At 42.0% G+C, this 23,411-nt stretch carries 21 protein-coding genes, 1 pseudogene and 2 riboswitches; of the genes and pseudogenes, 12 read left to right on the top strand and 10 right to left on the bottom strand.

Annotation, left to right across the window (positions count from 1 at the left end; genetic code table 11):
- Positions 1–131: 131 nt before the first annotated feature.
- Positions 132–860: a Bax inhibitor-1 family protein gene (locus tag H6G26_RS10435; RefSeq protein WP_190729171.1), complete on the bottom strand. Its 729-nt coding sequence runs from the start codon at positions 858–860 to the stop codon at positions 132–134.
- A 473-nt stretch (positions 861–1,333) separates the two neighbouring features.
- Between H6G26_RS10435 and H6G26_RS10440 the strand changes: the two genes are divergently transcribed.
- Entirely contained in the window at positions 1,334–2,119 is a 786-nt protein-coding gene (locus H6G26_RS10440; RefSeq protein ID WP_094329630.1) for an RNA polymerase sigma factor SigF, read from the top strand.
- Between the two features lie 58 nt (positions 2,120–2,177).
- On the opposite strand, the gene bchD is transcribed toward H6G26_RS10440, so the two are convergent.
- Entirely contained in the window at positions 2,178–4,211 is a 2,034-nt protein-coding gene (gene bchD / locus H6G26_RS10445; protein WP_190729172.1) for a magnesium chelatase ATPase subunit D, read from the bottom strand.
- A gap of 91 nt (positions 4,212–4,302) precedes the next feature.
- Here bchD and H6G26_RS10450 point away from each other — a divergent pair, with 91 nt between their 5' ends.
- Positions 4,303–4,893: a Uma2 family endonuclease gene (locus H6G26_RS10450; RefSeq protein ID WP_190729173.1), complete on the top strand. Its 591-nt coding sequence runs from the start codon at positions 4,303–4,305 to the stop codon at positions 4,891–4,893.
- 8 nt (positions 4,894–4,901) lie between these two features.
- Here H6G26_RS10450 and H6G26_RS43730 read toward each other — a convergent pair whose 3' ends face one another.
- Positions 4,902–5,033 (bottom strand): hypothetical protein, encoded by a 132-nt coding sequence (locus H6G26_RS43730; protein ID WP_277883785.1) that lies wholly within the window; start codon positions 5,031–5,033, stop codon positions 4,902–4,904.
- Positions 5,034–5,149: 116 nt separating this feature from the next.
- Here H6G26_RS43730 and H6G26_RS10455 point away from each other — a divergent pair, with 116 nt between their 5' ends.
- The 3 genes from H6G26_RS10455 (at position 5,150) to rnc (ending at position 7,300) form a co-directional block, all read left to right on the top strand.
- On the top strand, positions 5,150–5,758 hold the full coding sequence (locus H6G26_RS10455; protein WP_190729174.1) for a hypothetical protein: 609 nt from the start codon (positions 5,150–5,152) through the stop codon (positions 5,756–5,758).
- Between the two features lie 523 nt (positions 5,759–6,281).
- Positions 6,282–6,518, top strand: coding sequence for an HNH endonuclease (locus tag H6G26_RS10460; RefSeq protein ID WP_190729175.1), 237 nt, complete (start codon positions 6,282–6,284; stop codon positions 6,516–6,518).
- 95 nt (positions 6,519–6,613) lie between these two features.
- The gene (gene rnc, locus H6G26_RS10465) at positions 6,614–7,300 is read left to right on the top strand and encodes a ribonuclease III (RefSeq protein WP_190729176.1); all 687 of its coding nucleotides are present in this window, start codon (positions 6,614–6,616) and stop codon (positions 7,298–7,300) included.
- A 58-nt stretch (positions 7,301–7,358) separates the two neighbouring features.
- On the opposite strand, the gene H6G26_RS10470 is transcribed toward rnc, so the two are convergent.
- The gene (locus tag H6G26_RS10470; protein ID WP_190729177.1) at positions 7,359–8,573 is read right to left on the bottom strand and encodes a HAMP domain-containing sensor histidine kinase; all 1,215 of its coding nucleotides are present in this window, start codon (positions 8,571–8,573) and stop codon (positions 7,359–7,361) included.
- Positions 8,574–8,994: 421 nt separating this feature from the next.
- A riboswitch (cyclic di-AMP (ydaO/yuaA leader) is annotated at positions 8,995–9,223 on the top strand.
- Positions 9,224–9,321: 98 nt separating this feature from the next.
- Here H6G26_RS10470 and ntrB point away from each other — a divergent pair.
- The 5 genes from ntrB (at position 9,322) to H6G26_RS10495 (ending at position 15,200) form a co-directional block, all read left to right on the top strand.
- On the top strand, positions 9,322–10,173 hold the full coding sequence (gene ntrB, locus H6G26_RS10475) for a nitrate ABC transporter permease (RefSeq protein WP_190729178.1): 852 nt from the start codon (positions 9,322–9,324) through the stop codon (positions 10,171–10,173).
- Between the two features lie 271 nt (positions 10,174–10,444).
- Complete coding sequence (locus H6G26_RS10480; protein WP_190729179.1) at positions 10,445–11,887, top strand: ABC transporter substrate-binding protein; 1,443 nt, start codon at positions 10,445–10,447, stop codon at positions 11,885–11,887.
- Positions 11,888–11,940: 53 nt separating this feature from the next.
- Positions 11,941–12,777 (top strand): ABC transporter ATP-binding protein, encoded by an 837-nt coding sequence (locus H6G26_RS10485; RefSeq protein WP_190729180.1) that lies wholly within the window; start codon positions 11,941–11,943, stop codon positions 12,775–12,777.
- A 38-nt stretch (positions 12,778–12,815) separates the two neighbouring features.
- Positions 12,816–12,927: riboswitch (cyclic di-AMP (ydaO/yuaA leader) on the top strand.
- A 202-nt stretch (positions 12,928–13,129) separates the two neighbouring features.
- On the top strand, positions 13,130–13,750 hold the full coding sequence (locus H6G26_RS10490) for a universal stress protein (protein ID WP_190729201.1): 621 nt from the start codon (positions 13,130–13,132) through the stop codon (positions 13,748–13,750).
- A gap of 112 nt (positions 13,751–13,862) precedes the next feature.
- Positions 13,863–15,200 (top strand): SLC13 family permease, encoded by a 1,338-nt coding sequence (locus H6G26_RS10495; RefSeq protein WP_190729181.1) that lies wholly within the window; start codon positions 13,863–13,865, stop codon positions 15,198–15,200.
- A 127-nt stretch (positions 15,201–15,327) separates the two neighbouring features.
- Here the strand turns inward: H6G26_RS10495 and H6G26_RS10500 are convergent, their stop codons facing one another.
- From H6G26_RS10500 to H6G26_RS10515, 4 genes are read right to left on the bottom strand one after another with little or no spacing between them, the layout of a single operon-like run.
- Positions 15,328–15,540, bottom strand: a complete 213-nt coding sequence (locus H6G26_RS10500) for a high light inducible protein (RefSeq protein ID WP_190729182.1) — start codon at positions 15,538–15,540, stop codon at positions 15,328–15,330.
- A 52-nt stretch (positions 15,541–15,592) separates the two neighbouring features.
- Positions 15,593–15,802, bottom strand: coding sequence for a high light inducible protein (locus H6G26_RS10505; protein ID WP_190729183.1), 210 nt, complete (start codon positions 15,800–15,802; stop codon positions 15,593–15,595).
- Positions 15,803–15,844: 42 nt separating this feature from the next.
- Positions 15,845–16,057 carry a high light inducible protein gene (locus H6G26_RS10510; RefSeq protein ID WP_190729184.1) on the bottom strand — a complete coding sequence of 71 codons (213 nt, stop codon included), beginning with the start codon at positions 16,055–16,057 and terminating at the stop codon, positions 15,845–15,847.
- A 42-nt stretch (positions 16,058–16,099) separates the two neighbouring features.
- Positions 16,100–16,312, bottom strand: a complete 213-nt coding sequence (locus H6G26_RS10515; protein WP_190729185.1) for a high light inducible protein — start codon at positions 16,310–16,312, stop codon at positions 16,100–16,102.
- A 736-nt stretch (positions 16,313–17,048) separates the two neighbouring features.
- On the opposite strand from H6G26_RS10515, the gene H6G26_RS10520 reads away from it, so the two are divergent.
- The gene (locus H6G26_RS10520; protein ID WP_190729186.1) at positions 17,049–20,177 is read left to right on the top strand and encodes an MFS transporter; all 3,129 of its coding nucleotides are present in this window, start codon (positions 17,049–17,051) and stop codon (positions 20,175–20,177) included.
- Between the two features lie 240 nt (positions 20,178–20,417).
- On the opposite strand, the gene H6G26_RS10525 is transcribed toward H6G26_RS10520, so the two are convergent.
- A complete protein-coding gene (locus H6G26_RS10525) occupies positions 20,418–21,248 on the bottom strand; it encodes a dienelactone hydrolase family protein (protein ID WP_190729202.1) in 831 nt (276 codons plus the stop codon).
- 472 nt (positions 21,249–21,720) lie between these two features.
- Positions 21,721–22,142 (bottom strand): annotated as a pseudogene (locus H6G26_RS10530) (class I SAM-dependent methyltransferase); the annotation flags it as partial.
- Positions 22,143–22,236: 94 nt separating this feature from the next.
- On the opposite strand from H6G26_RS10530, the gene hemH reads away from it, so the two are divergent.
- Positions 22,237–23,403: a ferrochelatase gene (gene hemH / locus H6G26_RS10535; protein ID WP_190729187.1), complete on the top strand. Its 1,167-nt coding sequence runs from the start codon at positions 22,237–22,239 to the stop codon at positions 23,401–23,403.
- The last annotated feature ends 8 nt before the right edge of the window (positions 23,404–23,411 follow it).

Raw genomic sequence — 23,411 nt, forward strand, 5'->3', positions numbered from 1 at the left:
AGTTTTGCTCATTTAAGGCTTAACTTATCTACATATTCTACTATTAAAACGATGAAAAAACCGTGGTTGCTGAAAATTTAACCACGGTTTTTACTTTATAAAACTTTACTTTTGCTATTGCCTACAGACAATTAATCGCGGCCATTTATGGCAATTAGCAACCGCAAGATAAAGACGAACAAATTGATGTAAGTTAAGTACATCGACAAAGCAGCAGGCAGATATTGGTCATCGCTGTAAGTACGGGGCAAGATGTAGAAATCCACAACAGAAACCCCAACAAACAGAAATACTCCTAAACCAGAGATGGCGATTTCTAACCAATTTGGCGTGTAAACACCAAACATAGCAAACCCGAATTGGGCAAGGCACACAACCACCAAGGCAATAACACCAAGATTGATGGTTTTCGTCAAAGCCATGCCATCTTGTTCAGAAAGATTTGAACCAATTTGACGGGCAGCAATAAAAGTAACGCCACAACCAAGGGCAGCCAACCCAATGCCTTGAATGCCAACACCTTGGGATCTTAAGGCGACAAATACCAAGCCACTGAGGGTATATCCAGACAAGAGGCTGTAGGTTGCTAACAGGGGTAGTGCAAGACCCTTATTGCCCTTTTGAGCAACATTTTGGGCAACAAAGAACAAAACTAGCTCCAAAATCACCGCACCGATGAAGGTGGGAAAGAATATTTCGGGGTTAGTACGGATAACTCCCAAACCGCCGTAGGTTCCTAATGCCGTTAGCACTAATCCACCACCAACGTAGGGGAGGGCATTGGCGATTACGTTTGGGCCAACGAGGGCGTGAGATTTAGCCTCACGGATAGCTTCACGAAAATTACTGGTATTGCTCATATTGAAAAACTGTTTTTTAGGAAAACGTTGTGCTTATTCCTATTGTTACCAATCTTTGCGGTTAACAGCCAACGATTTAATATCGTTGTCACTTCTGAAGGGCGGCTTTGTTGTTAAAAATTAGAGTCGCCCGTCTCTTTTACGATTCATTCAGTGCGGATGCACGTTGCCCTCAGTACGACAAATGGCTATTAGATCAGTGATGCATTTTTCAGCATAAATAGCTAGTTTTTGTTGCAAAAGCTAAAGATTATGTGCCATTCAAGATTTATCTAAAAAACAGACATAATCTGCAACAGAGAGAGTAGCAAAATCATGCGTACAAATACTGAATTGCGGAGTGCGACCCCTTACAAGTTCAGTGAAACGACGATGGCTTATTCAGCCCCAACTAAGGAAAATAATGACAGCTTAAAAGAAAATATACGCAACTCCATTTTCCCAGGAATAGGAGTCACAACAAAGGAATGTATATGGCAACAAGTGAGTCCTCTTTACGAACTGATGGTATAGAATTATTACACTTGTACCACCAGAATCCATCTATTAAACTTCGTAATAAACTTGTACAGTTACATACTGGCTTAGTACGGAAGATGGCTCATAAGTTCAGCCATCAATGTAATGAACCTTATGAAGATTTAGAACAAATCGGTTATTTTGGATTGATTAGGGCAATTGAACGCTTTGATCCCAGCCAAGGATATGCTTTTAGTTCCTTTGCTGTGCCATACATTCGCGGTGAGATGCTGCACTTTTTGCGCGATCGCAGTACTCTATTAAAAATTCCCCGTCGTTGGCAAGAATTATATAATGAAGGGCAAAAGATTCGCAAGGACTTGGCAATGTCTTTAGGTCGTCAGCCCAAGGATGCTGAAATTGCCAGCCACCTGCGGGTATCTGTGCAAGAATGGCAAGAAACCAAGTTAGCTGCTCAAAATCGGATGCCTTTGAGTTTAGATGCAACCGCAGTTAACTATGTTGATTGCCAAATAACCTTGGGTGAAGCACTTCCTTGTCCTCGTTCTCATGTTCTTTTACAACAAGAAGAAGAACGCCAACAACTCCAAGGCGCAATCAATATGTTGGAAGAAAAGCCCCGGATGGCAGTTGAAATGGTATTTTTGAAGGAACTTTCTCGCAAAGATGCTGCTAAGAATATTGGCACCAGCCCAATGACAGTAACGCGGTATCTGCAAAAGGGCATCCAAGATTTGATTTGCTATTTGCAACCACAGGTAATGCCAACTGGATCGTAGTCATTAGTCAATGGTCAGTGGTTAGTAGAAAAGCAACTGACAAATGACAAATGACTAATTATCGAGATTTTAAATCAGCGATCGCACCTTTGGTCATGGCAGCAATAGCTTGATCTGTCGCTTTTGGCAAATGATAATATTTACCCCCTGCTGTTTGCGATAATTCTTTAGCAAAGCCAGTAGACACAAATTTACTTTCCGTATCAATTACTAATAGTTGCATCCCCAAAGCACGAATTCTGGCAGCAATTTCTAATAATTCTCCTTTAATATCTGGCTTTTCTCCTGGTTCTAGCTGTTCACCCAAAGAACGCGCTAAGGGAATATTACCCCGCCCATCGGTGATTGCTACAAGGACAACTTGCCCAATATCCCCACTCATCTGAGCATTTAAGCCGACGCGCACAGCTTGAGTTAAGCCATGCGCTAAGGGCGAACCCCCACCACAGGGCAACCTTTCCAAACGGTTACGCGCTAAGGCAATAGAACGTGTTGGAGGCAATAATACCTCTGCCTGTTCTCCCCGGAAGGGAATTAATGCTATTTGGTCACGGTTTTGATAAGCTTCTGTCAACAGTTGCATCACCGCACCTTTAGCCGACTGCATTCGGTTCAGGGCCATTGAGCCAGAAGCATCTACTACAAATACTACCAACGCCCCCGCTTTGCGTACCAGGCGTTTCGAGCGAATATCAGGCTGTTCGACAATAACTTTTCTATCTGGTTGTCTTTCTCTTCGTGCTTTTTGATAAGGAGCAGCAGCTCTCAGTGTTGCATCTACTGCAATGCGTCGCGCTTTCCCTTTGGGCAACATCGGCTTAATGTAGCGTCCCCTGTCATCGGAAAAGATGACGCTGCGACTACCAGATTTACCTTGCCGCTTCGCCATTTGAGTAAAATACAGCACGTTGTCATCAAGGATTACTCCTTCCGGATCAAAGATAAATTCTTCCGGGATGTCGGGGGGTTCTTGCTCTTGATTCTCTTCCTGTTCTTCCTGTTCTTCTTGTTCCTCTTCTGATTCGTCCTGGGATTCTTCTTGATTCTGTTGCGGTGGGGGTGGAGGCGGTGGCGGTGCTTGTTCGGGTGGCGGTGTCTGCACAACTGTAGCTCGTGGTACAATCACTAGTTCTACAGCACGGCGCAAATCTTCGGCATTAACTGTTGTTCGTCCCTCCAAAGCAGCAGCAGCTTTGGCAACCCGCGTGGCGAATAACTCGGCGCGATGTCCCTGAACTCCGCCGCGAATGGCCTCATCGACTAAGTAGGCAATTTGTTCATGGGTGATGATGACTTCTTTCAACCATTCCCGTGCCAAAATGATTTGGGTTTTCAGGGAGTCTAAATCTTCGTTGTACTGTTTGAGAAAGTCTTGGGGAGATTTAGAATAAGCGATCGCTTGTTCAACTGCTTCTACTCTTTGATCTAAGCCGAGTACACCATCAGCAGAAAGTGCGATCGCAATTCTATCTAATAAATGCTCCCGTAATCCGCCTTCTTCTGGATTGTAGGTGGCAATAAATAGGGATTTGCACGGATGCTGAAAACTAATCCCTTCCCGTTCAATCTGGTTGCGTCCATCAGATAATACTGTTAGAAGCTGATTTGATATTTGGTCATCTAATAAATTAATTTCATCTACGTACAGTACACCCCGGTTTGCTGTAGCGAGTAATCCAGGCTGAAAAATAGTATCACCTTGTTTTACCGACTTTTCAACATCTACTGAACCTAATAGTCGGTCTTCGGTGATACCTAGAGGGATTTGTAAAAAAGGTGCGGGAATAATTTCGACGGGAACATCTTGAATATCTTTGTCTGCGTACTCCGCCAAAAGTTGATCATCCCATTCTTCTGGGTGATTGGGGTCACAATTACTGATTGAACCTTTGACAACTTCAATCGGCGGTAGTAGAGCGTGGATAGCACGAGCCATTACAGATTTTGCCGTACCACGACGACCTGCGATCGCTACTCCTCCCAAACCAGGATCAACTGCGGCTAACAGCAAGGCTAATTTAATTGCTTCTTGACCGACTACGGCTGTCAAGGGAAAGGCAGTGATGGTGGGATTGATAGTAGGCGCAGGCATTGTTTGCTTTCATAGCGAGTCTCGTCCTTTAGCATACCAATTTCTGACACATTTAGAATAGGGATTATGGCAATGAGAGAAAGGTAAAGTTATGAGTATTGCTCAAGCTAAACGCTTCACACTGGATGAATACCACAGGCTTGGAGAATTGGGCTTTTTCCATGAAGATGACCACATTGAATTAATCAACGGGGAAATTATTGAAATGGCATCCAAAGGTACAGCCCATGAAACTTGTTTAAGAAAACTGTTGAAAGAACTCCCCAAAATACTGGGAGACAAGGCTACTTTGCAATCACAAGCGCCAATTACTTTGCCACCTAATAGTGAACCTGAGCCTGATTTTGCGATTGTTCAAAACCGTGCTGATGATTATCTATCGGCTCACCCTAAACCAACTGATGTGTTATTGGTGATGGAGGTTTCCGATTCTTCTTTAGCTTATGACCAAGATGTTAAAATACCTCTCTATGCTAAAGCGGGTATTACTGATTATTGGATATTCAATTTATTCGATAATTATTTGGAAGCTTACAGTGAACCATATCAGGATAATCAAGGCAGATATGGTTATTCAAATAAGCGAATTTTCTTGTCAAATGAGATAATAACTTTTCCCTGCTTCCCTGATTTCTCTCTTGATTTAGCTAAGGTCAGTAGATCGAAAACTTTTGTAATTTGACGAAATAATCAGCGTTTCAGCCGACGCTTTGGGGCTGATGATCGCGATCGCTTGAACCGCACTCTTAACCAACCAACAACGCCCGTTCCTTGAAAAGCAGACTCTAACAGGATTGCGGCAAATTGTGTTTCTAAACTCAAATGAACGGCTGGTAAGGATTCTGGAAAACTTTTCGATCTACTGAAGGTGTTTCCGCCAAAGCTGAATTTTTAAACTTTGTTATAGAATTCAGTCATAAGACAAAAGAGTTAGTTTTATGGCTTATAGTGATTTTAAACTTATTGAAGTTATTGATTCTTTTGGGTTAGTTATCCACGAATCATCTGGACTATTCGCAAATGTACAGGAGCAAGAGTGCAGTGATTTATTATCTACTCTTCTGAGGGAAAATGTTGATTTAGCAGTAGCGATAAGTTCCGAAAAAGCTCGGAGTGAAATGATAATTAGTCCAATTTTGTTAGAGATTAGACGCAAATTTAATTATGAAATCAGCTTTTTTTCGGGAGTTGACTTTACTGTTGATAGCCAGCGAGGATTAAACGGCTTTTGTGATTTTATTTTGAGTCTTTCTTCAGAGCAGTTGCTTGTACGTAGTCCGGTAATTGTCTTAGTAGAAAGTAAAAATGAGAATTTGAGGTCTGGTTTAGCCCAATGTATTGCCGAAATGGTAGCGGCTCAGTTATTTAACGAGAGAGGTGGAAATCACATCAAATCTATATATGGTGCTGTTACTATCGGTACTATCTGGCAATTTCTCAAACTTGAAGGTAATGTAGTTTCGATTGATTTGAGTGAATATTATATCAAGGATATTAAGAAGATTTTAGGTATTTTGTATGGTGCGATCGCGCAAAGTAAATCGTAAATTATTTATTAACTAAAAAAATAGTGGTTGTGAAAGAATACCATAGAAGGCGATGTTTTACAACAAGCCGCTACGCGTCTACGCTTTTACGAAATCTTCATAAGTAACTATATTGACATCCAGCATTAGTTATGACAATGTGTACTTAAGACAGCAAAATAACCGCACTCTAAAGCGCAGGTTTTTGGTGTTGTCTCAGCAGCAGAATTCCTAGTTTCCTGCCGAGCTTCGTGTCATCCCTTCAGCTGATTATTTAGCAAAATGTCAAGTCAACTGATTGATTAGGCTTTCAACGGGAAGATGAGATGTTTGGATAAATATTCAGGGGAGGGGATGACGCGAAACTTGGTAGGAAGCCAGGAGTTCTACGGCTGAGACTTGAACCAAACGAAAGCGTAGACAACAAATTTTTGGTATAAAAAAATTAATTTTTGATTTATTTTATCCGCATAAATTTGTTACCCTTAGATGCCTAATATTCCAATGCTGTTCCAAACAATAAGCGAAATGGAACATCGACAAAATGAATCCCAAACAAAAACGTAATAAGAAGCAGCAACTCATTGATTTTTATGGTTCTTACTGTTGGTGGTGTCGTCAAAATACCCCACATAAAAATCTGACATTTGATCACCTTTTACCTAAGAGTCGTGGCGGTTCTAATTCTTTTGAAAACTTACGACTTTCTTGCTTTCCATGTAACAATTCTCGTGGTAACAGTCTGTATCCGCCTCTTTTAATCAAGAATAACTGTTTATAACTAGCATCTGAATCTTATTAGTATTTTATTTTTTAAGGTGGGCATCTTGTCCGCCTTTTCCATTCAATTAACTACCAAAAAGAGGAAAAACAAAAATGCACAAACTTCTAATATTTCATAATGAAAAGCTTCTGCGACAAGCACTTACTCACCGTTCTTATGTCCATGAAAACCCTGGAGAAGGCGAACATAATGAGCGCCTAGAATTCCTCGGTGATGCTTTGCTGAATTTCTTAAGTGGCGAATATCTATACAAGTGTCACCCAGAAATGGGAGAAGACGAATTAACCCGGCGGCGTTCGGCGCTAGTAGATGAGAAACAATTAGCAAAGTTCGCCGAGGAGGTAGGTTTGGACTTTAGGATGCGGTTAGGAAAAGGTGCAATTCGAGACGGAGGCTTCCAAAATCCTAATTTGCTTAGTAGCACCTTTGAAGCTGTACTTGGTGCTTACTATTTAGATAATGATTCCAATATTGAAACAGTTCGCGCAATTATAGAACCGTTATTTGATTCTGTAGATCCTAAGCATATAGTTGTGTCTCGTTCTAATGTAGACTCAAAAAATCGCTTTCAAGAATGGGTGCAACGCAACGTTACTCCAAATCCCCCCAAATATTTTACAGAACAAATAGGAGGCCCTTCTCACGCGCCAGAATTCATCGCAAAAGTATTGGTAAATGAAAAATTTTACGGCGAAGGTAAAGGACGGAATAAAAAAGATGCTGAAAAAGCTGCTGCTGAGGATGCGCTAGATAAGTTGAAAAAACAAGGATTATTGTAATAATGTTTTTTGATTTCACGCAAAGGCGAAAAGAAGAATTTTACGTCTTGGCGCGAAATCAACTTTCTATTTGTAAGGGCAAAATTACGGTGAAGGTAGAACCAACGCCTACTTCAGAGACTAGCTTAATTTCACCTTCGAGTAGTTTTACTAAGCGGGAGACGATCGCTAATCCCAATCCTGTACTATCAGGGAGATAAGGGCGATCGCTAGAACTTACGCGAAAATAAGGTTCAAATATCTGGGTTTGGTTTTCGGGTGCAATGCCAATTCCTGTGTCAGAAACTGTGATCGCCCATTTCTGATTCTCCAACATCTGACACATTATAATAATAGTCCCCGACTCTGTATAGCGAATCGCATTACTAATAAGATTTGTAATAATTTGTTGGCATTGAAAAGGATCTGTGATTAATTTTTTGGGAGTGCGTTCGCCTTTGGCGTTGGCGAAGCCATCGCAATCTACTACAATTTTTAAATTTTTCCCAGCAGCTAAAGGTTCCAACATTTCACAGACATTATTAATTAATTCACGCACATCGGTAGGTGCTAGTTGGAGTTTTATCTGCCCTGCATCATGCCGCGAAAGTTCTAATACATCGTTGATCAGATGGAGTAACTGTCTACCGTTGCGTAACACGCGCTCAATATGTTCTAAATTGGTATAGTTGTCTTTTATCTCAGTCTTCCGCCGTTGTTGGCGCAAAAACAGATCCGAGTAACCAATAATGGAAGTTAAGGGATGTTTCAATTCATGGGCTAGTTGCGAAAGATACTCTTGATTTGCACTAATCAAGCGTGTGAGTTCATCATTATGGAGTGTTAATGATAACTGCAACTGGTGTAATTCTCGCAACCGCTCCTCAACATAACTCTTAAAACAGCGAGCGATCGCTTCGTCTATGATAGCGTCAATCAAACGCATGGAACGAATTATCTCTACAGGTGTTCCATTCAAGAAATCTGCTTGTAGAGCATCAAATATTACTGTTCGCAGCAGATGATATTCTCTGGCAATTTCTGCTGGATCAAAGCCTTGTTCAGCTCGAATAGCTCCATGTTGGAAACTAGCAGTAACTATTGACTGAATATCATTATCCTGAGATTTTGAAAGCACTGTTACCATTGCTTGTAAGACATCAGGGATATGATCTTTTACTGCTGTATAAGATAAATCATCAGCACTTTCAATCCGTCTATCCTTGCGAACTGCTGTAATCCATTTATCTATGATGGTGTCCTTTTTTTCAGCCAGTACTTGACTAAAATCCATTTTGTTAAATTTAACTACAAAGATAGATGAATAAACTTCCATATCCAATTAGTTTAGCGAGTGGAGTGAGTTTTTACCAAAATTAATAATTTAGTTCACCTACCAAAAGGAATATATTATAATATTATTTTGTTTACTGATTAATGGTTGATTGGCCGTGTATAAAAAACTACTAACAAAATTAATGCATATAAATAAATATTAATCAAGCACGTAACAATATTGATGCTTGACTCGACTATATTGTTTAGCTGTCTGTGCAAGACTTTACTCACAACACAACTAAAAATATAAATTTTGTTTATTACCAAAAAACAAATAGAGGCACTTGATCTCAGTATTCAAGTAAATAATATTTATCATAAGATAGATAGCTTTTACTGAGCGTCGATGTTATATTGTGCATAATTTAGTATCCATTAGAGTAAGTCAGCCTAATCCAGCGTGTCACAGTGCATAACGCTGGAGCGGAGGAACCAAATTGTGGGGCGTATCTCATAGAAAGTCAGGAGTTGAGAGTGGGGAGTTGAAAGTTAGTTTACTAAATACTTAACTTATAACTCATAACTTATAACTCATAACTTTCTTCAGAAGGGCATCTCTCAGCCCTAGCCCGTCAGCTAACTTCGTAGGCATTGAGAGGAGACTGAAGAGAACGGCATTTTTATGATGTTCCGATCTCATCGGTGTCCAAGGCTGGTACTGCTCGGATTTTTTGTACCTGCACTTAAATCTGTTGAGGTCGTAAATGATATTTCAACTAAATTTGGCCGCGATCGCTGCGATCGCAGGACAAGCTGCGTGGAAAAAGACAAAACCTGTCATCCAAAGAGATGTCTTCTTTCTACCCGTATTGGGCTTTTTGGGAATAATTGTATTGTGGTGGATTATTGCACTTGCAAACCATGAATTGATGCCCACCCCCCCAGAAGCGCTAATCGCTAATTTAGATTACATCTTAAATCCCTTCTACCAGCGAGGCCCCGGCAACTTAGGAATTGGTTGGCTGTTAATCGCAAGTCTGCGCCGGGTATTAATAGGATTCTTGTTAGGTGCGGTAGTAGCGATTCCTCTGGGATTTCTAATTGGGATGTCCAGACCGGCAATGCTAGCACTCAATCCCATCATTCAAATTTTTAAACCTGTATCGCCCTTAGCTTGGTTGCCCATCGCCTTAGCAATTTTCAATTTGGCAGATCCTTCAGCCATTTTTGTAATTTTTATTACCTCCTTATGGCCAACAATTATTAATACCGCTTTAGGAGTTTCTAGCGTTCCCAAAGATTATTTAGACGTAGCACGAGTGCTAGAAATGCCCCGTTGGCGACGGATTACAAAAATTATTTGGCCTGCAAGTTTGCCATATATTTTTACAGGTTTGAGAATTAGTTTAGGGATAGCTTGGCTAGTAATCGTTGCCGTAGAAATGCTCACAGGCGGTATTGGAATCGGTTTTTTTGTTTGGGATGAATGGAGTCGCTTAAACCTGAGTTCAGTCTTTTTAGCTGTGTTGGTAATTGGTGTAACTGGGTTAATCCTGGATTACGCCGTGGACAAAATCCAAGAATTAGTAACCCATCGCCCTAAAACTTCCAACTAACAAAATTTGGCTGCTATCGAAACAGCAAGATTTGAAGAAGAGTTCATAATCATTCTTCGTGGGGGATTTAAACCCGCCACTGTCTTCTTGACTACATTTACGCCTTGCTCAGTAACCACAAAACCACAGATTTGCTGGGATGCAAAGACGCCGTTTATTCATTCGCTTTTTCGGTCAGAATACCCAACTAAATCCTGACTACTAAATTCTGTTTGATAATGGAACTTTGCGCCTAGAGCCTGAGCAATCAATCACCAATGGAGCTACAAAAATGGGTGATATTAACTGGACTCGACGAGATATTATCAAGGGAATAGGAGCAACAACGGCGGGAATGGCGCTGTCCTCCTGTGGAATTTCAGGAGATCGATCAGCCAAAGGATTGACCGAAGAAGCTTTAGCTGTGCAACCAGTAGTTAAAAGCGGCGACTTAGAAAAAGCCGATCTTACTGTTGGTTATGTACCCGTTAATGATTGTGCGCCATTTGCGATCGCCTGGAAAAAAGGCTTCTTCCGCAAGTATGGTTTGAACGTTACACTCAACCGCGAGGCCAGTTGGGCCACCTCCCGCGATGGTGTAATTTTTGGTCGCCTGGATGCCTCACCTGTGGTATCTGGTGCAGTTACCAACGCCAGAATTGGTGCTGAAGGCGCACGCCATGCCCCCTTGTGTGCAGCCATGACCATCCACCGCCACGGTAACGCCATGACGATGAACAAAGCCATGTGGGATTTTGGGCTGCGTCCGTGGTACGAGTATCAAGAAAAATATGGCGATGGCGCTTTAGAAGCCTTTGGGCGCGATTTCCGAAACTACTTTGAGAAGCAACCCGCAGAAGGCAAAGTATGGGCAGTTGTTCTAAGTTCCTCCATTTACGAATACTTTATCCGTTACTTATCCGCCGCCGCTGGTGTTGATCCGCTTAAAGAGTTTCGCGTCATCATCGTTCCGCCGCCCCAAATGGTGACAAACGTGCGGATTGGTGCAATGCAAGCTTACATGGTTGCAGAACCCTGGAATACACGAGCAATAACAGGTAATGAAAACATTGGTTTTACCTTTGCACAAGGCAAAGAAGTCTGGTTGGGACACCCAGATCGACTTTTGGGGGTGATGGAATCTTTCATCGAAAAACATCCCAAAACCTATCGTTCTTTAGTCAAAGCGATGATTGAAGCTTGTCAGTATTGCAGCAAAGCAGAAAACCGCCAAGAAGTCGCCGAACTAATAACAGACCGTTCCTTTACAGGTGCTAGACCTAAAAAGAAAGATGCCCCAATTGCGAAGTTTACAAGTCCGGGAATTCTCGGCAACTACAACTATGGCGGCTTTGACGGCAAAGACCGCACCATCAAAGCCGCTGACACCACGATTTTCTTCGATATTCCTGATAACCTTCCTAAACAGCCAGCAGAACACTCCACATTCTTATGGAGATCAAGAAGTATCTGGATGATGACACAAGCAGCACGGTGGGGACAAATTAAGGAATTCCCCAAAGATGCTGAAAAATTAGCAGAAATTGGCTGGAGAACAGATTTATATCGGGAGATAGCATCTGAAATAGGCATCGAGTCTCCCAAGGATGATTACAAGGTCGAATCACCAGAAGTATTTATAGATAAGAAAGGCTTCGACCCCAGTGATCCGGTGGGTTATCTGAATAGTTTTGCCATCAGGGCTAACGCTCCCACTAACTTTTTCATGTCTTAAATCCCAAGTTCAACTATTGACTGATAACTAAATTATTGCCGGAGCATTTGATCATGGAATATACTTCATTACCTATTAATACCCAGACCAAAGTTATGCCCCGTCCTGAATTTTTAGAAATTGAAAATTTAGTCAAGTCTTATCCGACACCTGATAAAGAAAACTTTGTCGTTTTAGATGGGGTTAATCTGACGATTGGGGAAGATGAATATATTTCTGTAATTGGTCACTCTGGTTGTGGAAAATCAACCCTACTAAAGATAGTAGCTGGTTTAGAAAAAGCAACTTCAGGCTCAGTAAGGCTAGATGGAAAAGAAATTCATAAGCCAGGAGCCGAACGGATGATGGTATTTCAGAATTATTCGCTGTTACCTTGGTTAACTGTGCGAGAAAATATCCGTTTAGCTGTGGATGAAGTGCTAAAAAATGCTAACCGGGCTGAAAAAATTAGCATTGTAAATGAACACTTGGCAATGGTAAACTTGACGGCGGCGGCTGACAAATATCCTGATGAGATTTCTGGAGGTATGAAACAACGAGTAGGGATTGCCAGAGCTTTAGCAATTCGTCCTAAAATGTTACTGATGGATGAACCTTTTGGGGCACTAGATGCGCTAACTCGTGGCAAATTGCAACGCCAGGTATTGGATATTTGGGAAAATAATCGTCAAGCAGTAATGATGATTACCCATGATGTAGATGAAGCAATCTATATGTCCGATCGCATCGTCTTGATGACCAATGGCCCATCTGCTAGTATAGGAGAGATTTTAGAAGTTCCTTTTGAGCATCCACGCGATCGCGCCGCCATGCGAAACTCAAAAGAATATTTTGAACTCCGCAACCACGCCCTGAATTTCCTTGATCGATATTTTGCCCAAGACGAGTAAATTAGATTATCATCTTTTTTAGTGGGTAGCCTAATTCAAATTCATCAAAGCTGAATTTGGAACGGAGGAACCAATGTTTGGGGCTAATCTAACGAGAGACACCTTCCAGTCTTAGCCCGTCAGCTAACTCCGTAGGCAATGGAAGGAACCCCCAAGAGTTTGGCTGTAATACAGTTATTATTGGGGTTTCCTTGATTAATTTAAGATTTGAACTTTTGGTTATCGTCACTCAATCTAAAATCCAAAATCGTTCGACTGAGTGTAGCCAAAGTCCAAAATCTAAAATTAAGCACCCTGCCTCTCATTACTAAATCATTTCATTGGGAGAAGTAAAGCTGTGCAAATTAAGCCAATGTTAGCACGTCTGCAAAGTGCCGTAGGTCGAGATGACTTAATTGAACAAATGGTACTAGTACCAGAACCAAAAGAACCTTTTTCTAAAAAACCTCAAAGAGAAAAGGCAGTTAATTTAATTGTTGCCTATGACGCATCTCCTAACAGTCATACGGCGCTAGATATCGCTTTTTGGATTGCTCATCAAACGCGTTTAGCTACTAATGCAGAAGTCACAGTTCAAGCCGTTTATGTGATAGAAGATAATCAAAGTAGCCAGTATTCAAATATCTTAACCTTTGCAGAACAACAGCCTCAATTGGAGTGTCAAGTCAGTGAAATATCAAAATCTGCCACACAGGTATTAACTCAACCCCAATTGCAAACAGTGGTAACTCCCCTGCAACAAGCAGATATAATTCTCTGGCAAGCCCGAAGTCTGGCTGAAGAATGGCAGGGTTCCTTCAAATCTCATTTGCGGTTTGGCAGGATTTCCACAGAACTTAACAGAGTTGTTGAATCAGAAACTGCCGATATTTTATTTCTCGGTTGCAAATCTGTTGATCATCCGATGATTGAGGCTCTAGGTTCTAATTTCCCCTGCGCCGTTTTGGGTATTCCCAGTTGTATTGATGAATAATCACTGTTCAGAATTTCAGTAATTTTTATCTAATTTTAATCATAGAGAGTCACCTAAAATTAGGTGGCTTTTTTCGGTATTATGTAACAAATTAAACTTTAGGAGGTAGGATGTGGAAAACTGGCAAGCAATCCTCAGTGTGATTACATTTATCAGCGTCATTATCTTAGTGATGACAGAATGGATACATCTCACAATTGCTGCATTATTAGGAGCATTGTTATTAGTTTTTACCAACGTCATGACTTTAGAAGAAGCTGTTGGTTACATCGGCAACAGTCATGGAACACTCGGTTTATTCTTTGGAGTTATGGTGTTAGTACGGGCTTTTGAACCTACTAAGATATTTGATTATTTAGCCACTCAAATAGTACTCATAGCTAAGGGACAAGGCAAGCGTCTATTACTTGGTATTGTAGCTATTGTGACACCCATCTGTGCAGTTTTGCCAAATGCCACAACAGTAATGCTGCTAGCACCTTTAATTCCCCCAATGGCGCAGGAAGTTGGGATAAATTTTGTACCCTTATTAATTTTAATGGTATTTGTTGCTAATAGTGCCGGACTACTTACTTTAGTTGGAGATCCAGCTACATTTATCGTTGGCGATGCTGTGAATATCAGCTTTATAGATTATTTGTTTAAATTAAGTTTAGGGGGAGTAATTGCCGTTGTCGTAGTAATTGCAACACTACCATTTTTATTCCGTAAAATTTGGAATACACAGTTAGATAATCTTGAAGAACTGCCACACCCACAAATCAATCATCCACGAGCTTTGAGCTTAGGTGCAGTTATTGTATTTTTTGTCCTGCTATTTTTTGTCATTGGAGAATCTCTACCAGTTCCGATCTCGCCTGCTGCCGTAGCTTTGTTAGGAGCAGCTTTAGCTTTGCTTTTATCTCACCATAGCAAAATTGACTCAGTCAACAACATTTTGCGGGATGTAGACTGGAGTACATTAATATTTTTTATGAGTATTTTTGTATTAATTGGAGGACTAGAAAAAACAGGCGTAATTAATGGTTTATCAGGAGTATTAGCAGTAATTTTAGGAAAAAATATTGTCCTGGGTTCCCTAGTTTTGCTATTTTTTGTAGGTATATTATCTAGCGTAGTGCCCAATATTCCTTTAGTGGTGGGGATGGTTCCCTTACTTAAACAATACATTGTTACTGTGGGATTAGCACCCACAGAAGTTTTAGCACAAGACTTTCAAGGGCAGTTTCCCCCAGAAGTGTTACCGCTTTTTTATGCGATGATGTTTGGTGCAACTCTGGGAGGTAATGGCACATTAGTAGGTGCATCATCTAATATCGTAGCCGCCGGGATTTCTGAGCAGCATGGACGCCGCATCTCGTTTAAAACTTTTCTCCACTACGGTATTCCAGTAATGGTATTGCAACTAGTAACTTCAGCTTTGTATATGTTGGTTCGCTTTTTGCTCTAGGTAGGCAAAGGTGAACCTAATTAAATATAAAATGCTCAGGAGATAAATCCCGGCTTTTGGTAAGAAGCCGGGTTACTGAGTACTATCTTTAACTTATACTTAGACACTTATCAATCCTGAGCTATTGCTAATAACTAATTAGGTGTAGCACGTCCCTTAAGACGCTATAACCTGCTAAATCCCAAAGCAAATAGGCAAGGAATCCAATAGCCGCCAAGCGACCGTTCCAAAGTTCGGCTTGAGGTGTCCAGCCAAACAGAAATGCATTGCGATCTACGCCGTTGTATTCTGCTGCAACAGGTGGTAAATCAGTAGAAGGACGAGTTCCTTGAGTTGCCATTTTTTTCTCCAATATCTAGTAATCTTTCAGGTGTTCAATCTTTACTTATTTACTAGCGAATTAGACCCAGTACGTCACGAACAACGCTATAACCAGCCAAATCCCACAATAAATAGGCTAGAAAACCAATTGCTGCAAAGCGACCATTCCAAAGTTCGGCTTGAGGTGTCCAGCCAAACAGAAATGCGTTGCGGTCTACACCGTTGTATTCTGCTGCAACAGGTGGTAAATCAGTAGAAGGACGAGTTTCTTGAGTTGCCATTTTTTTCTCCAATATCTAGTAATTTTTCAGGTGTTTAATACTCTAGTAGCCAACTATGCGTAGAACGTCACGAAGAACGCTATAGCCCGCCAAATCCCACAATAAATAGGCTAGAAAACCAATTGCTGCCAAGCGACCATTCCAAAGTTCGGTCTGAGGTGTCCAGCCAAACAGAAATGCGTTGCGGTCTACACCGTTGTATTCTGCTGCAACAGGTGGTAAATCAGTAGAAGGACGAGTTTCTTGAGTTGCCATTTTTTTCTCCAATATCTAGTAATTTTTCAGGTGTTTAATACTCTAGTAGCCAACTAAGTGCAAAACGTCACGAACAACGCTATAACCAGCCAAATCCCACAATAAATAGGCTAGAAAACCAATTGCTGCCAAGCGACCATTCCAAAGTTCGGTCTGAGGTGTCCAGCCAAACAGAAATGCGTTGCGGTCTACACCGTTGTATTCTGCTGCAACAGGTGGTAAATCAGTAGAAGGACGAGTTTCTTGAGTTGCCATTTTTTTTCTCCAATATCTAGTAATTTTTCAAGTATTTAATGCTTTAGTAGCCAATGATGCTTAGTACTTCACTTAGAACGCTATAATCGGCTACATCCCAAAAGTAAATAGGCAAGAAGCCAATAATTACAAAACGAACGTTCCAAATTTTGGTTTGAGGAGTCTAGCCAAACAGAATTTATTGCGATCTTTGCGATTCATTCTGTTGGAAATAGTGGCAAATATATAGAAGAACTAGTTGCCATTTGTTTGTCCTCAACGTTTCGTTTGATTTGTTAACTTTAATGTAGCTGTTTATAACCAGACATATTTATGCCTGTGGGTACAAACCGCGGGCACTTCTTCTGGACGATTATCTGAAAGGTATTTTTTTAGACAAATCCACCTTGAGAGGGTGACCAAAAACAAATATGTAAATAAGTGTAAAGTCGCTGGGAACGAACCATAATTTAAACAGAATCAATTGCTACAAATAAAGTAATTAAAAATTAAAAATTAGTTATACATAATTAATAGTAGGTGGCAATTTGATTAAGATTTCCACCGACATAGTAAAAGTTATATCTTCCGCTGGATACACTTTTCAATCTTTAGAGAGATGCTTTAAACAGCTAAATTCCAGGATTCTGAGCTAGTGAAGAGTTAGGTATTGCCATAGGTACAAACATAAATACTAAGAGTTGCTTCTCAAGAAATTCTTAATTCCCCAAATTTAAACTTAGTAGAAGGAAATACAATGTTCCAAAGTACGGAAATCATGCTAGGACTCTACAAACCACTATTGTGGGTGGCACAGATTCCAGTAGATCCCTCAAACGTCACGCCAGCACAGGCATCGGTTCTCACTTCCGGGCCGCGCTTTTTTGTGGCTTTAATCTCCGGCGTGATTTTAGCCTTTGCTTTCCAATTAGTTTTAACTAATCTCTCCCTTGCAGCCGGTATTTCCTATCTGGGGCACTCATCTGACTCGGATTCAGATAATACTGGGGAAGCCGGAAGTTTGGGCGGTAACATTCGCAAAATTGGCACCGCAGTGGGGATTTGGACATTAGTCACTGTGACGATCGCCTTATTAATTGCTTCTTTTCTTGCGGTTAAATTGAGCCTTGTAATCTTAGACCCAGTATTGGGGGCGATTCTCGGTTTGGTAATTTGGGGCGCTTACTTTTTGCTGCTCGTTTGGGTAAGTTCCACCACCGTAGGTTCCTTAATTGGTTCAGTCGTTAATACGGCAACTTCTGGTTTTCAGGCAATTATGGGGACAGCCACCGCCGCACTAGGTGCAAAAGCTGTCAATAACCAAGTTGTAGCAACAGCTGAAGCCGCAGCCGCCGCTGTCCGTCGAGAGCTAGGGAGCGCCATCGACCCTACAAGTATCCGGGAGAATATAGAGGATTACTTAGAAAAGATCCGTCCCCCTGAACTAGATGTATCGAAAATTCGGAGTGACTTTGAAAATTTACTCAACGATCCGCAATTAAAAGCGATCGCAGGGACTCCAGATATCCGCAACATCGACCGCCAGAAGTTTATCGAGTTAGTTGGCAGTCGCACCGATCTTTCCAAAAAAGACATTAACCGCATTGCTGATACATTATATAAAGTTTGGCAACAGGTAGTCGGTCAGCAATCACCCACCCAAGACCGTCTGGGTGAGTTGATGGATTATCTAAAATCACTTCCAGCAGGACAAAACAAAACAGATGAACTCAACGCCAAACTGGATCGGTTATTAGCAGAACAAGGTGGTTCCAAAGAAGCTGACCAAAACCAAAAGGCAGCCCCTGGCCCAATGCAAAGTACAATCCAGCAAGCACTATCGGCCTTAACCGCCACTGTGATGGGACGGGCAGATTTGCCTGATTTGGATGTGGAAAAAATCTTGCGTAGCCTCACCACTGCCAAAGATAAAGTCACCCAACAAGCAGATAAGTTAGGACTGCCAACACCATCACAACCCTATAGCCCAATTCGGGCTGATGTCGAAAACTACCTGCACAACACTTATGCTTGGCAACTAAGTCAGGAAAGAATTGCCCAAGAATTTCGTGATGTTATTTACGACCCAGCAGCCGACCCTGGAATAGTCCGTAGGGAACTAGAACGTCTATCCCGCAACGATTTCGCCAATATTCTGCAACAACGAGGACTGCTTACCCAAGCCCAAATTCAGCGCATTGCAGATCAGTTAGAAGCTGTCCGCCAAGATGTGATAGTGACAGTTAGAGGTATCGAAGAAAGAGAGATCGTACAAGACTTGCAACGTGCAGTAGAAAGTTATCTGCTGGTTACCCCAAAAGCAGATTTGACACCCGTTGGCATTGAGCAGAATTTTAAACTACTGTTGCAAGATCCAGATGCAGATTATGAAACTCTGACATTGCGACTAGCGCACCTTGATCGTCAGGAAATTCGGGCGATATTACTGGAACGGAATGATGTTCAACTATATGAAGTAGACAGCATTCTGGACGAGTTGGAAAAACAACGCGATCGCGTCTTGGTAGAATCTAAAGGACTAGCAGAACAGGCCCAATATCAAGCAGAAACCCTGTGGCTGAATGTAGAATCATATCTGCGTAATACAGGAAAAGAAGAACTTAATCCTGATGCTATCCGCGCAGAGTTTAAAAGGTTACTGGAAGATCCCCAAGCTGGAATTACCTCAATTCGAGCGAGATTGTCTCGTTTTGACCGCGATACCTTGGTGCAATTGTTGGGTCAACGGCAAGATTTGAGTGAAGATAAAGTTAATCAAATCATCAATTCTGCTGAGGAGTCGTGGCATAGTATTCGCCACACACCCCAAGCTGTAGCGGATAAAGCCAAAGAGCAATACGACTCTGTTACCACCACGATCGCAGATTACCTGCGGAATACTGGTAAACAAGAATTGAATCCAGAAGGTATTCAACGGGATTTGACCCGATTGTTTGAAAATCCCAAAGAGGGAGCCGTAGCACTGCGCCGTCGGTTGTCACAGGTAGACCGGGATACACTAGTGAAGTTGCTCAGTCAACGTCAAGACTTGAGTGAAGAACAAGTCAATCAAATCATTGATTCCACACAGACTTCGATTCGCAACTTTGTGCGTGCGCCTCGTCGTTTAGCTACGCGCACACAGCAAAGAGCGGAAACATTCAAAGCTTATTTGGAAGAGTATTTGCGTCAAACTGGCAAGGAAGAACTTAATCCAGAAGGTATTAAACGCGACTTGCAACTACTGTTACACGATCCGCGAGTTGGGGTAGAAACTTTAAGCGATCGCCTTTCCCATTTTGATCGTTCTACTATCATCGCCTTGCTGAAAATTCGGGAAGATATGTCCGATGAAGAAGCAACGCGGATTGCTGATAGCATTGTGTCCGTCAGGGATCAATTTGTAGAACAAGTACGGAACATCCAACGAGGCATTCAAGATGCGATTGATGGGGTTTTTGCCCGCATTCGTAACTATCTAAATTCCTTGGATCGCCCAGAACTTAACTATGATAATATCAAGCGCGATGTCCGCACATTTTTTGACGATCCCCAGGCAGGGTTTGATGCCCTGCGCGATCGCCTATCTTCTTTTGACCGTGATACCCTAGTAGCAATTATGAGTTCTCGTGAGGACATCTCTGAGGAAGATGCCAACCGGGTCATCGACCAAATTGAACGGGCCCGCAACACAGTATTGCAACGTGCAGAACGCATACAGCATGAAGCGCAACGCCGTCTCGAAGAAGTGAAGCATCAAGCACAGCGGCAAGCAGAAGAAACCCGCAAAGCCGCAGCTTCAGCATCTTGGTGGCTGTTTGCCACAGCAACTGTCTCCGCGATTTTCTCTGCATTAGGAGGAGTGATCGCTGTAGCTACACAGTAGTAGATTGATAAATTTTCTCCGCTAACTTTTAAGCCTCCCATACCAGGAGGCTTTTTTTGTTTTGCAGACTTACCAAAGAGGCAGGGGAGCAGGGGAGCAGGGGGCAGGGGGCAGGGGGAAGGGGAAAGGGGGCAGGGAGAAAGATACTAGAATTAGTCTGCCACAAGAGTTAGAGAGCAGCTACATTCATGTATGGGGATTCCCCCCCTGCTCCCCGCCCCCTGCCCCTTTTCCTCTTTTTTACACGCCATGCTGTTTAAACCATGTCAAAAGACGTTTCCAACCGTCCTTAGCTTCTTCCTCGCGGTAGGAGGGGCGATAATCAGCAAAAAAAGCGTGTGGTGCGTCGGGATAGACGATGATTTCAGATTTGCTGCTGCTGGACTTCAAGCGCTCGCGCATCTGCTCTACTGTATCAAGGGGAATACCTGTATCCTTCCCACCATAGAGTCCGAGAACGGGGACTGTCAGTTTTGACGCAATATCAACAGGATATTGGGGCTGAAGCTCGGTAGTATCACCTACGAGTCGCCCGTACCACGCTCCACCTGCCTTCACCTTGGGATTATGTGCTGCGTATAGCCAAGTTATGCGACCGCCCCAGCAAAAGCCTGTAACAGCCAATTTATCAGTATTACCCTTAGCTGATTTCACTGCCCAGTTTACCGTGGCATCAAGATCAGATAACACTTGGGCATCTGGTACTTTAGCAACAATTGGGCGAATTTCGTCTATATTGCTTAACTTAGTAACATCACCTTGACGGATAAATAATTCCGGTGCGATCGCCAAGTACCCCAATTGAGCAAAGCGACGAGTGACATCCTGAATATGCTCATGTACACCAAATATTTCCTGGAGTACTAGAACAATTGGGAAATTTTCACCAGTTGCAGGTACTGCTCTGTAGGCAGGAATTTCGCCATCTTTGACAGGAATTTTCACTGCACCAGCTATTAAACCCTTAGCCTCAGTGCTGATGACTTGAGCCGAAATGGGTTGCACTGCCAGGGCAAAACCCGTTGCTAAGGTGGCAGTTGCGATAAATTTGCGGCGTGTTATTTCTTTCATCATCTCTACCTTGAATTGGCGAAAACTTTATTGTTGGTTATCAGTACAGTAGTACGACAACAAATATTACAATTTATGAATTAGTTTATCGTAATATTAGCTTTGTTTGGTGTCGAAGCGTTCTTGGTCTGTCGCTGTTGTCAGGAAAAAGCCGCACGTATTGGCATTTACTTATCTTTACATACTTTGGTTTTTCCACCTCGTTCTACTTAAAACCTGAGATTGCAATTCATGAAAATCCCTATGGATTTGTGTAAAAATAACCTGAACAATTTTTGTGCGAAAGCTAGATTTAGCAAGCTATTCCAAATAAATTTTGTACAACTTATTTTTACATGATGCCTATTAGGGATTGAAACTCTTGGATCATCTGGCGAACTATTTCCCCAGTGAATTGCAATTCATGAAAATCCCTATTAGGGATTGAAACGTTAGGTTACGGAAATAAAAATAAAGACAAGATTCAATGCCTAAACACTCCTCTTGGCTTCAACACGCGATAAACTTCATTAATAATTTTTCGCAATTGCTGAGGCTGCATTTTATGTAATGCAACGCTGATACATACCACATCAAATAGATTATCTGCAAATAACATTTCCTCAGCAAAAGCTTCAACATAGGTGCTTCAGGTAAATTTTGCCCTGCCCGTTGCAAAGATTTGGGTGAAGCGTCCAATCTTGTTACATTTTGTGATATTTTTACCAAAAATTGCGTTGTTTGACTACTGCCGCAACATAAATCCAAAACCTGAGTATCTGAGTGAATTGTTAAGCCTTGCAAAGCAACTCGCCCAAAACGGGCTTCACCACCTAAACTTAAGGGTGCTAAATGAGAGATAGCATCATACAGCCACTGATAACGGTAACTCCAATCCCTTAAAATTGTTGCCATTGCATATTTCCTTGCTATTAAGCTTTATTATTTAATAAAGATATATTGTTAACATTAGTAAAAAACCTGAAAAGATCGGGGGAAAGTAACTGCTATGGGTCGTGTAGGCGTCTTATTACTCAATCTCGGTGGCCCCGATAAGCTCGAGGATGTCGGGCCGTTCTTGTACAACCTATTTTCCGATCCGGAAATTATTCGCCTACCATTTCGCTGGTTGCAAAAGCCCCTAGCCTGGTTTATTGCCTCGCGGCGAACCAGAACATCTCAAGAGAATTATAAGCAAATCGGTGGCGGTTCCCCACTACGGCAGATCACAGAAGCCCAAGGAGAAGCTTTAAAAGAACAGTTGGGTTATTTGGGACAAGAAGCCAATATCTACGTTGGAATGCGTTATTGGCATCCCTATACAGAAGAAGCGATCGCACAGATCACTCAAGATAAAATAGAACACTTGGTAATCTTACCACTGTATCCCCAGTTTTCTATCAGTACCAGTGGTTCTAGCTTCCGGCTTTTAGATAAACTTTGGCAAGAAGACCCAAAGCTTCAACCCATTGATTACACCGTCATTCCTTCTTGGTACAAAGAACCAGGCTACCTCCAAGCAATGTCGGAACTTATAGCCCAGGAACTTAAGCAGTTTCCTAATCCAGACGAGGTTCATATATTCTTCAGTGCTCACGGTGTCCCTAAAAGCTACGTTGAAGAGGCTGGCGACCCTTATCAGCAAGAAATTGAGGAATGCACTGCATTAATAATGCAGACCCTCAATCGTCCCAATGCCCACACCTTAGCTTACCAAAGTCGCGTTGGCCCAGTAGAATGGCTCCAACCTTATACTGAAGATGCCCTCAAAGAACTAGGCGCACAAGGTGTGAAAGATTTGGTTGTTGTGCCAATCAGTTTTGTCTCAGAGCATATTGAGACACTGCAAGAAATTGATATTGAGTATCGGGAAGTAGCAGAAGAAGCAGGAATTCACAACTTCCGTCGTGTTCCTGCTCCCAATACCCATCCAGTATTTATTAATGCACTTGCAGACTTAGTGATTAATGCGCTGAAAAATCCCAGTTTCAAGCTTTCGCAAGCTGCCCAAATGAAAAAAAGGGTGAAAATGTACCCTCAAGAGCGTTGGGAATGGGGTCTGACTACTAGTGCTGAAGTATGGAATGGTCGGATTGCCATGCTGGGCTTCATTGCCTTAATCATCGAGCTGATTACCGGTCACGGTTTCTTGCACATGATTGGGCTTTTGCAGTAAAGGATATT

The organism is Nostoc sp. FACHB-888 (assembly GCF_014696655.1).
Taxonomy (GTDB): Bacteria; Cyanobacteriota; Cyanobacteriia; order Cyanobacteriales; family Nostocaceae; genus Nostoc.

Coding starts and splice junctions, on each gene's coding strand:
- bchD (WP_190729172.1), bottom strand. CDS start 4,211: ATGCCTGCGCCTACTATCAATCCCACCATCACTGCCTTTCCCTTGACA.
- H6G26_RS10515 (WP_190729185.1), bottom strand. CDS start 16,312: ATGGCAACTCAAGAAACTCGTCCTTCTACTGATTTACCACCTGTTGCA.
- H6G26_RS10500 (WP_190729182.1), bottom strand. CDS start 15,540: ATGGCAACTCAAGGAACTCGTCCTTCTACTGATTTACCACCTGTTGCA.
- H6G26_RS10460 (WP_190729175.1), top strand. CDS start 6,282: ATGAATCCCAAACAAAAACGTAATAAGAAGCAGCAACTCATTGATTTT.
- hemH (WP_190729187.1), top strand. CDS start 22,237: ATGGGTCGTGTAGGCGTCTTATTACTCAATCTCGGTGGCCCCGATAAG.
- H6G26_RS10525 (WP_190729202.1), bottom strand. CDS start 21,248: ATGAAAGAAATAACACGCCGCAAATTTATCGCAACTGCCACCTTAGCA.
- H6G26_RS10485 (WP_190729180.1), top strand. CDS start 11,941: ATGGAATATACTTCATTACCTATTAATACCCAGACCAAAGTTATGCCC.
- H6G26_RS10520 (WP_190729186.1), top strand. CDS start 17,049: ATGTTCCAAAGTACGGAAATCATGCTAGGACTCTACAAACCACTATTG.
- rnc (WP_190729176.1), top strand. CDS start 6,614: ATGCACAAACTTCTAATATTTCATAATGAAAAGCTTCTGCGACAAGCA.
- H6G26_RS10505 (WP_190729183.1), bottom strand. CDS start 15,802: ATGGCAACTCAAGAAACTCGTCCTTCTACTGATTTACCACCTGTTGCA.
- H6G26_RS10455 (WP_190729174.1), top strand. CDS start 5,150: ATGGCTTATAGTGATTTTAAACTTATTGAAGTTATTGATTCTTTTGGG.
- H6G26_RS10510 (WP_190729184.1), bottom strand. CDS start 16,057: ATGGCAACTCAAGAAACTCGTCCTTCTACTGATTTACCACCTGTTGCA.
- H6G26_RS10450 (WP_190729173.1), top strand. CDS start 4,303: ATGAGTATTGCTCAAGCTAAACGCTTCACACTGGATGAATACCACAGG.
- H6G26_RS10470 (WP_190729177.1), bottom strand. CDS start 8,573: ATGGATTTTAGTCAAGTACTGGCTGAAAAAAAGGACACCATCATAGAT.
- H6G26_RS10435 (WP_190729171.1), bottom strand. CDS start 860: ATGAGCAATACCAGTAATTTTCGTGAAGCTATCCGTGAGGCTAAATCT.
- H6G26_RS10490 (WP_190729201.1), top strand. CDS start 13,130: ATGTTAGCACGTCTGCAAAGTGCCGTAGGTCGAGATGACTTAATTGAA.
- H6G26_RS10440 (WP_094329630.1), top strand. CDS start 1,334: ATGGCAACAAGTGAGTCCTCTTTACGAACTGATGGTATAGAATTATTA.
- H6G26_RS10480 (WP_190729179.1), top strand. CDS start 10,445: ATGGGTGATATTAACTGGACTCGACGAGATATTATCAAGGGAATAGGA.
- ntrB (WP_190729178.1), top strand. CDS start 9,322: ATGATATTTCAACTAAATTTGGCCGCGATCGCTGCGATCGCAGGACAA.